At 74.6% G+C, this 13,164-nt stretch carries 10 protein-coding genes; 5 read left to right on the plus strand and 5 right to left on the minus strand.

The genetic code is table 11. The features are described 5' to 3' along the window. The first annotated feature begins 70 nt into the window (after positions 1-70). The 3 genes from H7X46_RS12925 to H7X46_RS12935 all read left to right on the plus strand — a co-directional run bounded on the left by H7X46_RS12925 (position 71) and on the right by H7X46_RS12935 (position 5,683). Positions 71-802 (plus strand): beta-phosphoglucomutase family hydrolase, encoded by a 732-nt coding sequence (locus H7X46_RS12925; protein ID WP_186359643.1) that lies wholly within the window; start codon positions 71-73, stop codon positions 800-802. Continuing rightward, positions 799-3,174, plus strand: a complete 2,376-nt coding sequence (locus H7X46_RS12930) for a glycoside hydrolase family 65 protein (protein WP_186359644.1) — start codon at positions 799-801, stop codon at positions 3,172-3,174. Before H7X46_RS12925 ends, H7X46_RS12930 begins: the two co-directional genes overlap by 4 nt. Positions 3,175-3,349: 175 nt before the next feature. Beyond that, positions 3,350-5,683 carry an ATP-binding domain-containing protein gene (locus tag H7X46_RS12935; protein WP_186359645.1) on the plus strand — a complete coding sequence of 778 codons (2,334 nt, stop codon included), beginning with the start codon at positions 3,350-3,352 and terminating at the stop codon, positions 5,681-5,683. 132 nt (positions 5,684-5,815) lie between these two features. Here H7X46_RS12935 and H7X46_RS12940 read toward each other — a convergent pair whose 3' ends face one another. From H7X46_RS12940 to recQ, 3 genes are read right to left on the minus strand one after another with little or no spacing between them, the layout of a single operon-like run. Then, positions 5,816-6,400, minus strand: coding sequence for a DinB family protein (locus H7X46_RS12940; RefSeq protein ID WP_186359646.1), 585 nt, complete (start codon positions 6,398-6,400; stop codon positions 5,816-5,818). Next, entirely contained in the window at positions 6,397-7,197 is an 801-nt protein-coding gene (locus H7X46_RS12945) for a gamma-glutamyl-gamma-aminobutyrate hydrolase family protein (protein ID WP_186359647.1), read from the minus strand. The genes H7X46_RS12940 and H7X46_RS12945 overlap by 4 nt, the downstream gene beginning before the upstream one ends. Next, entirely contained in the window at positions 7,194-9,035 is a 1,842-nt protein-coding gene (gene recQ, locus H7X46_RS12950) for a DNA helicase RecQ (RefSeq protein ID WP_370589066.1), read from the minus strand. The genes H7X46_RS12945 and recQ overlap by 4 nt, the downstream gene beginning before the upstream one ends. Positions 9,036-9,326: 291 nt before the next feature. Between recQ and fgd the strand changes: the two genes are divergently transcribed. Next, positions 9,327-10,331 (plus strand): glucose-6-phosphate dehydrogenase (coenzyme-F420), encoded by a 1,005-nt coding sequence (gene fgd / locus H7X46_RS12955; protein ID WP_186359649.1) that lies wholly within the window; start codon positions 9,327-9,329, stop codon positions 10,329-10,331. Then, positions 10,328-11,092 (plus strand): enoyl-CoA hydratase/isomerase family protein, encoded by a 765-nt coding sequence (locus H7X46_RS12960; protein ID WP_186359650.1) that lies wholly within the window; start codon positions 10,328-10,330, stop codon positions 11,090-11,092. The genes fgd and H7X46_RS12960 overlap by 4 nt, the downstream gene beginning before the upstream one ends. Positions 11,093-11,123: 31 nt before the next feature. On the opposite strand, the gene H7X46_RS12965 is transcribed toward H7X46_RS12960, so the two are convergent. Beyond that, entirely contained in the window at positions 11,124-12,005 is an 882-nt protein-coding gene (locus H7X46_RS12965; protein WP_186359651.1) for a bacterial transcriptional activator domain-containing protein, read from the minus strand. Positions 12,006-12,203: 198 nt separating this feature from the next. Continuing rightward, positions 12,204-13,160, minus strand: coding sequence for an ATP-binding protein (locus H7X46_RS12970; RefSeq protein ID WP_186359652.1), 957 nt, complete (start codon positions 13,158-13,160; stop codon positions 12,204-12,206). Between the last annotated feature and the right edge of the window lie 4 nt (positions 13,161-13,164).

Genomic DNA, 13,164 nt, shown 5'->3' on the forward strand with positions numbered 1-13,164 from the left:
TGCGGGCGTGCCGTGGTGACACGGTCCCCGGGGGCGACGGGCCTTCATCGATCCGGATACCGTGCCCGCCATGCTGGGGCTCCCCGACGGCACACGTGCGTGCCTGTTCGACCTCGACGGTGTGCTGACCGACACCGCGAGCGTGCACGCGGCGGCGTGGAAGCAGATGTTCGACGAGTACCTGCGCGCGCGGTACGGCGACGACGTCCGCCCGTTCGACGTGACCGCCGACTACGGCGCCCACGTCGACGGCAAGCCCCGCCTGGAGGGCACCCGCTCGTTCCTCGCCTCGCGCGGGATCGACCTGCCCGAGGGCGACCCGGGCGACGGCCCGGACGCCGAGACGCTGTGGGGCCTGTCGACCCGCAAGAACGACCTGGTGCAGGTGAAGATCGGCGAGGGGGTGGACGTCTACCCCGGGTCGCGGCGCTACCTGGAGGCCGTGAAGGACGCCGGGATCGCCACCGCCGTCGTGTCGTCGTCGGCGAACGCCGAGCAGATCCTGCGGGTCACCGGGCTGGAGACGTTCATCGACCACCGGGTCGACGGGGCCACCGCCCGCGAGCGGGGGCTGCCCGGCAAGCCCGCGCCCGACACCTTCCTCGCCGCCGCGGCCGACCTGGGCGTCGACAGGTCCGCCGCCGTGGTGTTCGAGGACGCGCTGGCCGGTGTGGAGGCCGGCCGCGCCGGGGGCTTCGGCGCCGTCGTGGGCGTCGACCGCCTCGACCAGGCCGACGCGCTGCGGGAACGCGGCGCCGACGTCGTCGTCACCGATCTCGCCGACCTGCTGGAGCGCTCGTGAAACCCGATCACCAGCCCACCTTCACCGTCGAGCCGTGGGTGATCCGCGAGCCGCGTCTCGACCTGGCCGCGCTGGGCCAGTGCGAGTCGGTGTTCGCCCTGTCCAACGGGCACATCGGCCTGCGCGGCAACCTCGACGAGGGCGACCCGCACGCGCTGCCGGGCACCTACCTGAACTCGTTCTACGAGGTGCGCCCGCTGCCGTACGCGGAGGGCGGCTACGGCTACCCGGAGTCCGGGCAGACGATCGTCAACACCACCAACGGCAAGCTGATCCGGCTGTTGGTCGACGACGAGCCGTTCGACCTGCGCTACGGCACCCTGCGCCGGCACGAGCGGGTGCTGGACATGCAGGCCGGGACGCTGCAGCGCGACGTCGAGTGGGAGTCCCCGGCCGGGCGCACGGTCCGGGTCCGCTCCACCCGGCTGGTGTCGCTGACCCAGCGGGCGATCGCGGCGATCTCCTACGAGGTCGAGGTCGTGCACGCCGGTGACGACGACAACGGCGAGGGCGCGCTGCTCGTCCTGCAGTCCGAGCTGGTCGCCAACGAGCAGCTGCCCGGCCGCAACGGCGACGACCCGCGGCTGGACATCGCGCTGGACAACGTGCTCGAGCCCGAGCAGTCCCGGGCCGGCGACGCCGGCGCGACCCTGGTGCACCGCACCCGCCAGTCCGGCCTGCGCTGCGGCGCCGCGATGGAGCACGAGGTGAGCGGCCCGGACGGGATCCAGGTGACCACCGACGCCAACGAGGACCTCGGCCGCACCACGATCATCGCCCGGGTCAAGCCCGGCGAGACGCTGCGCGTGGTCAAGTACCTGTCCTACGGCTGGTCGTCGCGGCGCAGCCTGCCCGCCGTGTACGACCAGGTCCGGGCCGCCATCGCCGCCGCCCGCTACACCGGCTGGGAGGGCCTGCTCCGCGAGCAGCGCGAGTACCTGGACGACTTCTGGGCCACCGCCGACGTCGAGATCGACGGCGACGCCGAGCTGCAGCAGGCCGTGCGGCTGGCGACCTTCCACATCCTGCAGGCCGGTGCCCGCGCCGAACGGCGCTGCATCCCGGCCAAGGGCCTCACCGGGGACGGCTACGACGGCCACACGTTCTGGGACACCGAGACGTTCTGCCTGCAGGTGCTCTCGTTCGTCGCCCCCGACGCGGCGGCCGACGCGCTGCGCTGGCGCAAGTCGATCCTGCCGCAGGCCTTCGAGCGGGCCGAGACCCTCGGCCTGCAGGGGGCCGCGTTCCCATGGCGCACCATCCGCGGCCACGAGTGCTCCGGGTACTGGCCGGCCGGCACCGCGGCGTTCCACATCAACGCCGACATCGCCGACGCCGTCCGCCGGCACGTCGCCGCCACCGGCGACACCAAGTTCGAGCTGGAGGTGGGGCTCGAGCTGCTGGTCGCGACCGCGCGCCTGTGGCGCTCGCTGGGCCACCACGACTCGGCGGGCAACTTCCGGATCGACGGCGTCACCGGGCCGGACGAGTACTCGGCGATCGCCGACAACAACGTCTACACCAACCTGATGGCGCAGCAGAACCTGCGCTACGCCGCCGAGGTGGCCGCCAAGCACCCGCGCTCGGCGGCCCGGCTCGGCGTCGACTCCGAGGAGATCGCCTCCTGGCGGGACGCCGCCACCGCCATGCTGATCCCGTTCGACGAGCGGCTCGGCGTGCACCCGCAGTCCGAGGGGTTCACCGACCACCAGCGCTGGAACTTCGAGGACACCCCGGCGGAGCGCTACCCGCTGCTGCTCAACTACCCCTACTTCGACCTGTACCGCAAGCAGGTCGTCAAGCAGGCCGACCTCGTGCTCGCCATGCAGATCTTCCCGGACGAGTTCACCGAGGAGCAGAAGCGCCGCAACTTCGCCTACTACGAGGCGATCACCGTGCGGGACTCGTCGCTGTCGGCGTGCACCCAGGCCGTCATGGCCGCCCGCACCGGGCACCTGGAGCTGGCCCACCAGTACCTCGCCGAGGCCGCGCTGGTGGACCTGCACGACCTGGCCGGCAACACCGACCACGGCATGCACATCGCCTCGATGGCCGGGACCTGGACCGCGGTCGTGCTCGGGTTCGGCGGGATGCGCTGCGAGGCCGACGGGCTGTCGTTCGCGCCGGTGCTGCCCGCCTCGCTGTCCCGGATCTCGTTCGGGCTCAAGTGGCAGGGCCGCAGGCTCCGCGTGACGATCACGCCGGACGAGGTCGAGTACCAGCTCATCGACGGCGCCCCGATGCGGCTGCGGCACCACGAGGAGCACATCGCGCTCGACGTGGAGGCCCCGGTGAGCGCGCCGATCCCGCACGCGGAGTGGGTGGAGCCGGTGGAGCAGCCGTACGGCCGGGCCCCGCGCCAGCGGGCCTGAGAGGAGCTTGCGGAACGAACATCGGCGCTGAGCGGAGGGCCCGAGCCGGCGGCGCGGGGGCCCCGCCACTGGTACGTTGGTACGTCGCGCCGCTCGACGGCCGGGGTTCTCGCCGCAGGGCCCGGCCGCCGGGTGGAGCGACCTGTTCGTCCCCTCGGTGGAGGATCCCCGCGCCGTGCCCGAACCCACTCCCGACCCCTCCGTCGACGCCCCCGTGGACCCGGAGCTGGTCCACGAGCGGAACTACGTCGGCATGCTCTACGAGCAGCTGGAGGACCGCCGCCGCGACACCGCGAAGCGGCTCGCCGACACCCTCCGCGACGAGACCGTCGGGACCCCGCAGGCGCTGACCCAGCGCGACGCGGCCGCGGCCCTGCTGGCCGACAAGCTGGCCGCGCTGCGTGCCGCCGAGCACGGTCTCGCGTTCGGCCGGCTCGACACCGACGCCGGTGAGACCCGCTACGTCGGCCGGATCGGGCTGCTCGACGAGCAGAACGAGTACGAGCCGCTGCTGATGGACTGGCGCGCGCCCGCGGCCCGGCCGTTCTACACGGCGACGGCGGCGAATCCGGAGGGCATGCGGCGGCGCCGGCACCTGCGGACGCGGCTCCGCGAGGTCGTCGCGATCGACGACGAGCCGCTCAACCTCGCCGAGATGGACGACGACGAGCGGGCCCGCGCCGGCTCCGGCCTGACCAGCGAGGCCGCGCTGCTGGCCGCGGTGTCCGAGGCCCGGACCGGCCGGATGGGCGACATCGTGGCCACCATCCAGGGCGAGCAGGACCGGATCATCCGGTCCAAGCCGTCCGGGGTGCTGGTCGTGCAGGGCGGGCCGGGCACCGGCAAGACGGCCGTCGCGCTGCACCGCGCCGCGTATCTGCTCTACACCCACCGGGACCGGCTGGCCCGGCGCGGCGTGCTCGTCGTCGGGCCGAACCCGACGTTCCTGCGCTACATCGGGCAGGTGCTGCCCTCGCTGGGGGAGACGTCGGTCGTGCTCGGCACCGTCGCCCAGCTCTACCCGGGGCTGGACGCGCGCCGCCCGGAGGACCCGGCCACCGCCGAGCTGAAGGGCCGGGCGGACATGGCCGCCGTCGTCGCCGCCGCCGTGCGGGACCGCCAGCAGGTGCCGCGCAAGCCGATCGAGCTCGTCGTCGAGCAGCAGCCGGTGGTGCTGGACCGGGACACGGTGAGCCAGGCCCGGACCCGGGCGCGGCGCTCCCGCAAGCCGCACAACGAGGCCCGGCGGGTCTTCCGCAAGGAGCTGCTGCGGCTGCTCGCCCAGCAGGTCGCCCAGGGCGTCGGCGCCGACCTGCTGGACCGGCGCGACCTCGACGACATCCGCGACGAGCTGGCCGAGTCCGCCGACCTCACCCGCGAGCTCGACCAGCTGTGGCCGACGCTGTCGCCGGAGCAGCTGCTCACCGACCTGTTCGCGGACCGCAAGCGGCTCAACTCGGTGGCCCGCCGGATCCCGGCGCCCGAGCGGGCGCTGCTGGAACGCGAGGCTCCCGGCGACGACGTGCCGTACGACCGGCGCTGGTCGGCCGCCGACGTCGCCCTGCTGGACGAGGCGGCCGAGCTGCTCGGCGACGACGGCTCCGCGCAGGCCGCGGCCGAGGCGGCGGCGCTGCGCGAGGAGGTCGAGTACGCCCAGGGGGTGCTCGACGTCCTCGATCTCGAGGAGGACCTCGACCCGGAGCTGCTGCGCGCCACCGACATCATCGACGCCGACCGGCTCGCCGAGCGCATGCAGGTGCAGCGCTACGACTCGACCGCCGAGCGGGCGGCCGCGGACCGGGAGTGGACCTACGGGCACGTGATCGTCGACGAGGCGCAGGAGCTGTCGGCGATGGCCTGGCGGATGGTGATGCGCCGGGCACCGGCGCGGTCGATGACCCTCGTCGGGGACATCGCGCAGACCGGGGACCGGGGTGGCGCCGGATCCTGGGACGAGGTGCTGTCGCCGTTCGTGGCCCGCCGGTGGCGGCTCGAACAGCTGACCGTGAACTACCGGACGCCCGCGGAGATCGCCGACGTCGCCGACGACGTGCTGGCCGAGATCGACGCGTCGCTGGAGCCGCCGTCGTCGGTGCGCTCGACCGGGGTGCCGCCGTGGGCGGCGCCGCTGCCGGCCACCGGCGCGGACGCGGTGCTGGCCGAGCGGGTCGTCGCCGAGCGGGACGCCGTCGGCGAGGGCCGGACCGCGGTGCTCGTGCCGTCGGCGCGGCTGGCGTCCGTCCGGGACGCCCTGGTCGCCGCCGGGGTGGTCGAGGCCGGCGCCGACCCGGAGGAGCTGGACACCGCCGTCGTCGTGCTCCCGGTGACGGCGGCGAAGGGCCTGGAGTTCGACGCGGTGCTGGTCGTGGAGCCGCAGGAGATGCTCGACGAGTCCCCGCGCGGGCTCAACGACCTCTACGTGGCGATCACCCGGGCGACCCGGCGGCTGGGCGTCCTGTACTCGGGCGAGCTGCCGCCGGTGCTGAAGCGGATCGGCCGGGAGGCGTAGGCGGCCGTCGGCGGCGGTCATCGAGTGGCGCGTTGTCGCCCGCGGCAGGGCGGGATCGTGCTGGTCGACCTGCGGCGTGGGGTGACCGGAGCCCCTGATCGGCTCGGTGGGCGACGGGGGCGGGCGACCGTCCTACCGGGCGGGCCGGAGCCCGGCCCGGTACAGATCCCGCAGCAGCGCGATCTCGGCGCCGTGGTGGATCACCTCGCGGTGGACGTGCAGCACCAGCGTCGCCAGCGGCTCGTCGGCGTACGGACCCTCGGCCGGGCCGCAGGGGCGGGCGAGCCCCTCGGTGCCGAGCGCGGCGATCCCCGCGGTCCACCGGGCGTACTGCTCGTCGAGCTGGGCGAGGGCCTCGGCGGCCGTGCCGGCGTAGGCGTGCGAGGTGTAGTCGACCGGCGGGCCGCCGAGATGGGCCTGCACCCGCATCCCGAACACGCCGACGATCACGTGCGCGAGCCGCCACGCGATCGTCGTCACCGGGGGCGGGACCGGCTCGGGGAAGGCGAAGTCGCACACCCAGTCCCCGGAGCCCGCGCCGGGCGGGGTGACGGACTCTCCGCGGCGGCGCACGCTCCACGCGCCCGGGACCGGCTCGGCGAAGTACTCGTCGTCGGTGAGGCCGTCCAGGCGCGGGCGCAGCGCCTGCTCCCAGTGGAACGTGAGCTGCTCGAGGAGCCGGGCATTCCAGTCGATGCCGCTGGTCGGTGGCGTCATACCGGCACGGTAGGACCGGATGCGGACAACGGCTGTCCGCGAGACCTCCTCAGCCGGCGATCCGCACCGCCGGAGGACCGGTGTCCCGGTACCGCCCGGCGGCGGCGACCAGCGCCCGGGCCAGCCGGAGATCGTCGGGGGGCCCGCTCCGGATGCGACTGCACGCCCAGCACCCACGACGGTCCGTCGAGCTCGACGGCCTCGACGACCGAGCCGGCCCGCGCCGTCACCCGCAGTCCCGGCGCGACCTGGTCGATCGCCTGGTGATGATGGCACCGGACGGTCACCGGGCCGGCACCGAGGACACCGGCGATCCGCGACCCGGGCTCGGGGACGATCTCCACGGGGGCGTAGACCCCCGGCCCGGCCGAGTGGACGGCCGCGACCTCCGGGCCGACGGTGTCGGGCAGGTGCGGGTGCAGCGTCCCGCCGAGCGCGACGTTGAGCACCTGGTGCCCGCGGCACACCCCGAGCACCGGGACACCCCGCTCCAGCGCGCGGCGGACGACCGCGAGGTCGGACCCGTCGCGCTCGGTGCGGGGCTCGTCCTCGTGCGGGCCACGGAGCGCGCCGTAGCGGGCGGCGTCGATGTCGGGACCGCCGCTGACCAGCAGCCCGTCGCAGGCGTCGAGGGCGTCGGCGGCGTCCGCGGTCGGCGGCAGGAGCACCGGGACCCCGCCTGCGGCCGTGACCATGTCCAGGTAGCCGCGCGGGAGGAGCACCGTCTCCTCGTCCTCGACGATCCAGTACGTGGCCCGCTCGGTGTAGGTGGTGAGCCCGATCAGCGGCCGCCTCACGACGCCGCCCCGTGCAGCACGTCGATGACCTGGTCGCCGTAGCGGGCCAGCTTGCCCTCGCCGATCCCGGAGATCGTGCCCAGCGCGGCCCGGTCGGCGGGCGCCCGGGTGGCGATCTCCCGCAGCGTCGCGTCGTGGAAGATCACGTAGGCGGGCACGCCCTGTTCCTTCGCCGCCGCGGCCCGCCAGGCCCGCAGCCGCTCGAACACCGGCGCCGCCTCCGCGGACAGCTCCACCGCGGGCCGGGTGCCCGAGCCACCCCGCGACCGCGACGGGCGCGCCGCCCGCTCCGGCTCGGTCCGCAGCATCAGCGGGGTCTCCCCGCGCATGACGGCGGGGGAGGACTCGGTGAACACCAGCGTCGAGTGCGCCCCGCCGACGGCCAGCAGCCCGCGCGCCACCAGCTGGCGGATCACGCTGCGCCACTGCGGTTCCGTCAGGTCCGCGCCGACACCGAACACGGACAGCTCGTCGTGCGAGAACTGCTCGACCTTCGGCGTGCGCTTCCCGAGCAGGATGTCGATCACGTGCACCGTCCCGAAGCTCTGCCGCCGCTCGTGCTTGAGCCGCCACACGGTGGACAGCACCTTCTGCGCGGCGACCGTCCCGTCCCAGGACGACACCGGGGTCAGGCAGGTGTCGCAGTTACCACACCGCTGAACCCCAGAATCCTGCCCGAAGTACCGCAGCAGCTGCGCCCGCCGGCACTCGGTCGTCTCGCACAGGGCCAGCATCGCGTCGAGGTGCATCGCCAGCCGCCGCTTGTGCGCCGCGTCGCCCTCGGAGTCGTCGATCATCTTCCGTTGCTGGACGACGTCGGCCAGCCCGTACGCCAGCCATGCCGTCGACGGCTCCCCGTCCCGGCCCGCGCGCCCGGTCTCCTGGTAGTAGCCCTCGACCGACTTCGGCAGGTCCAGGTGCGCGACGAACCGGACGTCCGGCTTGTCGATGCCCATGCCGAACGCGATGGTCGCGACCATGACCAGCCCGTCCTCGCGGAGGAACCGGGCCTGGTTCTCCCGGCGGAGCGCCGCGTCCAGCCCCGCGTGGTAAGGCAGCGCCCGGATCCCCTGCCCGGAGAGGAACTCGGCGGTCTGCTCGACGGACTTGCGGGACAGGCAGTAGACGATGCCCGCGTCGCCGGCGTGCTCGGTGCGCAGCAGTTCCAGCAGCTGCTTGCGGGGCTCGTTCTTCGGCACGATCCGGTAGGAGATGTTCGGCCGGTCGAAGCTCGCCACGAAGTGCTTCGCGTCGGTGAGCTGCAGCCGCTGCGCGATCTCGCGGCGGGTGGCCTCGGTGGCCGTGGCGGTCAGCGCGATCCGCGGGACGTCCGGCCACCGGGTGTGCAGCTCGGAGAGCAGCAGGTAGTCCGGCCGGAAGTCGTGGCCCCACTGCGCGACACAGTGCGCCTCGTCGATCGCGAACAGGCCGATCCGGCCGCGGTCCAGCAGCCGCACCGTCGACTCGACCCGCAACCGTTCCGGTGCCAGGTAGAGCAGGTCCAGCTCGCCGGCCAGGAACGCCTGCTCGGTGAGCCGCCGCTCGTCGGCGTCCTGGGTGGAGTTGAGGAACCCGGCCCGCACGCCGAGCGCCCGCAGCGCGTCCACCTGGTCCTGCATCAGCGCGATCAGCGGTGAGACCACCACACCGGTGCCGGCCCGGGCCAGCGCCGGGACCTGGTAGCACAGCGACTTGCCGCCGCCGGTCGGCATGAGCACCAACGCGTCCCCGCCGCCTGCGACGTGCTCGACGATCGCCTGCTGCTCGCCGCGGAACGACTCGTACCCGAAGACCCGGCGCAGGATCTCCTGCGGGTCCGACGACCGCACCGGCTCCACCGCGTACTCCTCCGGCGGGGGCTCGTGGCCGTACTCCTCGTCGTCGGGCTCCGGCGGCAGCGGGATCTCGTCCGGATCGAGGGCGTCGAACACGCCCCCGATCGTACGAGCCGGGCCCGACGGTTCCCGCCCGGCACCGCCCCGCCCCCGGCCGGGGATGTGGTCCCGATCACCGCGGACGGTGTGGTGCCCCGGGAGGTGCTGCGTTCGCCGCGGCGGGGGTGTAGCAAGTCCGGAAGGGACTGCGGCGTGCCCCGGCGCGTCGCACCGTTGACGTGATGGGAACGATCCGTGGATCTCAAGATCGGTTACAAGGCGTCGGCCGAGCAGTTCGGCCCGCGCGACCTCGTCGAGTACGCCGTCCTCGCCGAGGAGCTGGGCCTGGACAGCGTCTGGGCGTCGGACCACTTCCTGCCCTGGCGGCACACGGGCGGGCACGCACCGGCCGCGCTGCCCTGGATGGCGGCCGTGGGGGAGCGGACGCGGCGCGTGCAGATCGGCACCTCGGTGCTCACGCCGACCTTCCGGTACAACCCGGCGGTGCTGGCCCAGACGTTCGCGACGATGTCGCTGCTCACCGGCGGCCGGACCGCCCTCGGGGTGGGGACCGGCGAGGCGCTGAACGAGGTCGCCGTCTCCGGGATGCAATGGCCCGAGTTCAAGGAGCGCTTCGCCCGGCTGCGCGAGGCGGTCCGCGTGATGCGGGCGCTCTGGACCGAGGACGCGGTGAACGTCGAGGGCGAGTACTACACCCTGGTCGACGCGACGATCTACGACCGGCCCGAGCAGCCGGTCCCGGTGTACATCGCCGCCGGCGGCCCGATGGTGGCCCGCTACGCCGGACGCCAGGGCGACGGCTTCATCTGCACCTCCGGCAAGGGCATGGAGCTGTACACCGACAAGCTCCTCCCCGGCGTGCAGGAGGGCGCGGACAAGGAGGGCCGCGACGCGGGCGCGATCGACAAGATGATCGAGATCAAGATCAGCTACGACCGGGACCCGGAGGCCGCGCGGGAGAACTGCCGGTTCTGGGCCCCGCTGTCGCTCACCCCCGAGCAGAAGCACTCGGTCGACTCGTCGCAGGAGATGGAGCGCCTCGCCGACGAGCTCCCCATCGAGCAGATCACGAGCCGGTGGATCGTCGCGTCCGCCCCGGAGCAGGCCGTCGAGCAGATCCGGCCCTACGTCGACGCCGGGCTCAACCACCTCGTCGTCCACGGACCGGGCCACGACCAGCGGCGCTTCCTCACCCAGTTCACCGAGGACGTCCTGCCGGCGCTGCGGAAGCTCGCATGAGCGCGGTCGAGCGGGACGGCCGGGTCCTGCGCTGCCGGGTCTCCACCGGCCGGCACGGCACCCTGGACGGTCCCGCGATGCAGGAGGTCACCGAGGCACTCGCGGCGCTGTCCGGCGACGACGGGGTCGGCGCGGTCCTGGTGCACGGCGACGGCGAGAACTTCTGCACCGGCGGCGACGTCCGCGCGTTCGCCGGCGCGCAGGACCGCTACGCCTACGTGCACGGCCTGGCCAGCACCTTCCACGCGATGCTGCAGCCGCTGGCGTCCGCGCCGGTGCCGACGGTCGCGGCCGTCCCGGGCTGGGCGGCGGGCGCCGGGATGAGCCTCGCGCTGGCCTGCGATCTCGCGGTGGGCGGCCGCTCGACCCGGATGCGGCCGGCCTACCCGGGGATCGGGTTCTCCCCCGACGGCGGCATGACCTGGACCCTGCCCCGGCTGGTCGGGGCGGCCCGCGCGCGGCGGATCCTGCTCACCGACGAGGTGCTGGACGCCGGGACGCTCGACGAGCTGGGCCTGCTGGCCTCGGTGGTGGACGACGACGCCGTCGCCGACGAGGCCGCCGCGCTGGCGCACCGGCTGGCCCAGGGGCCGACGGCGGCGCTCGGCCGGATCCGCGGCCTGCTCGACCGGACCTGGGAGGCGAGCTTCGGCGAGCAGCTGGCGGCCGAGTCCGACGCGATCGCGACCTGCGCGGCCGGCCCGGAAGGGGCCGAGGGGCTGGCCGCGTTCGGGGAGAAGCGCCGGCCGGTGTTCCACTGAGCACCCGGCCCGGCGGCCGGGTGGGTGAGACCTACCGGCCGCTGGCCGGGTTGCCCGCGGCGAGACGGCGCCCGCGGCGCTCCGGGCGGGCCGCGCCCGGCATCCCGACACCCCAGCGCTGCACGGGCCGGTGCACGCCCGGGCCGAGCGGCCAGCCGGTGTCGAGCGGGGCGAGGAGCCGGTCGAGCTCGGAGTCGGGGGTCGCGCCGACGCTGTTGCGCAGCAACTCCTGGAAGCGGTCGTACTCGGCGATGGCGTCGGCGACGTGCCCGCCGGCGAGCAGCGCCTCGACCAGTGCCCGGCGCGAGCGCTCGCGGCTGGGCGCGGCGGCGACCGCACGCCGGGCGACGGCGACGGCGTCGTCGTGCCGGTCCGCGGCGGTCAGCGTGCCGGACAGGCCCTCGAGGGCGGACAGCCGCAGCTGGCGGAACCGCTCGCGCTCGACGGCGATCCACGGCGCCGTCCAGGACGGCAGGATGTCGTCCTCGAGCAGCGCGGTCTCCGGGCAGCCGATCTCCCGCACGGTCCGCAGCGTGCTCGACGCCGACAGCCCGCGGATCAGCAGCATCGCCTCGGCCAGGTCGACGACGACGTCGTCGCCGAGGTGCAGCCGCCCGCGGTCGTCGGCGGCCAGCAGCCCCGGCACGTCGACGCCGGCGACGGCCTCGTCCAGCAGCCGGGCGGCCGGCACCGGCCCGACCCCGGGCCACAGGTCGGCGGCCAGCGCCGCCGTCGGCTGCGGGCGCGGGTGGACGGCCAGGTAGGCGACCAGCCGCCGGGAGTCGACCGGCAGGGGTACGGAGTGTTCCTCCACCCGCAGGCCGAAGTCACCCAGGACCCGTACGTGCGGCACGGGACCGTCGGTGGCCTTGCTCAGCGTGGACTCACTGGATCGACAGTGATCGTCGGACATGCCGTTTCCCCGGATCGGTCGTGGCGTGCGGCCCGCAGGCGATACTGCGCGTGCCGGGAGCGCGCCACCCCGGGCGGGAGACCGCGAGGCGCGAGGAGGGCACGGCGGTACCGCACCGACACGGACGGCGGGCGGCGTATCCGTGCGGTGTGCGCGGGGCCCAGGATAGCCGAGCCTGCTCCGCAGCGGTGAGGCCGGTCAGGAACTCGTGAGGAGGCGCACGTGCGTGCCGTCGGGGGCCCGCCACACGTGCAGGCTGTCGCAGAGCTGGCGGGCGATCCAGGCGCCGCGGCCGCGCTGCTGCGACGGGTGCGGCGGGGCCAGCCCGATCAGCGGCAGCGCGATCGAACCGGAGTCCTGGATCTCGCAGACCAGCTCGCCCGGGCGGGCCCAGACCGAGAGCCCGGCCTCCGGCGAGCCGTGCTCGACGGCGTTGGTGGCGACCTCGTTGACGGCCTGCACCATGTCCTCCCCGCGGGCCGGTTCGAGGCCGCTGGCCCGGGCGGCACCCTCGACCACGTCGCGCACCCGGCCGAGCTCGAAGGTGTTGTACTGCAGGCACAGATCCGGCGGGCCGAGGAGGTGCGGCGGCGCGAAGGGCAGCGCCGCGAGCACCTCGGCCGGGGAGCGGTGCGCGGGGTTGGTCACCAGCTGGTCGCCGTGCAGCCGCAGCGGGTGGTTGGCCAGCGCGCCCTCGCCGACGGCGCCGTGCAGCGGGAGCCGCGGGTAGACGCAGAACTGGGTGACCGGCAGCCCGTCCAGCGAGATGTTGAGCGCGGCCTCCAGCTCGATCCAGAACCCGCCGTCGACGCCGTCGAGCTCCGGGTCGTGCTGGGTGATCACGACGACCGGCCGCTCGGCCGACAGCGCCCGCAGCTCGCGGGCCCGCCACGCGGCGACGGTCTGCGCGGACGCCCGGGCCGACCGGGTCAGCGTGGTCAGGCGCTGGATGCCCGGGGCGCCGGGGAGGTCGGCGAACTCCTCGCGCAGCGCCTTCTCGGCGGGCTCGGAGACCGCCACCACGATCTGCGCGCCGGTGGCGCCGACCGCGGCCGCGGCCGGCGGCGCGACCCGCGCGACCAGCTCCGCCGGATCGTCGGCGTGCACGAGGACGTGCGCGAAACCGGGCGGGCGGGGAACGACGTTGATCTGCATGCGG

Source organism: Pseudonocardia sp. C8 (assembly GCF_014267175.1).
GTDB lineage: Bacteria > Actinomycetota > Actinomycetes > Mycobacteriales > Pseudonocardiaceae > Pseudonocardia.

Excerpts from the sequence above, each read along its gene's own strand:
- H7X46_RS12970 (WP_186359652.1), bottom strand. The coding sequence starts at position 13,160 with ATGCAGATCAACGTCGTTCCCCGCCCGCCCGGTTTCGCGCACGTCCTC.
- H7X46_RS12925 (WP_186359643.1), top strand. The coding sequence starts at position 71 with ATGCTGGGGCTCCCCGACGGCACACGTGCGTGCCTGTTCGACCTCGAC.
- H7X46_RS12960 (WP_186359650.1), top strand. The coding sequence starts at position 10,328 with ATGAGCGCGGTCGAGCGGGACGGCCGGGTCCTGCGCTGCCGGGTCTCC.
- H7X46_RS12940 (WP_186359646.1), bottom strand. The coding sequence starts at position 6,400 with ATGACGCCACCGACCAGCGGCATCGACTGGAATGCCCGGCTCCTCGAG.
- H7X46_RS12965 (WP_186359651.1), bottom strand. The coding sequence starts at position 12,005 with ATGTCCGACGATCACTGTCGATCCAGTGAGTCCACGCTGAGCAAGGCC.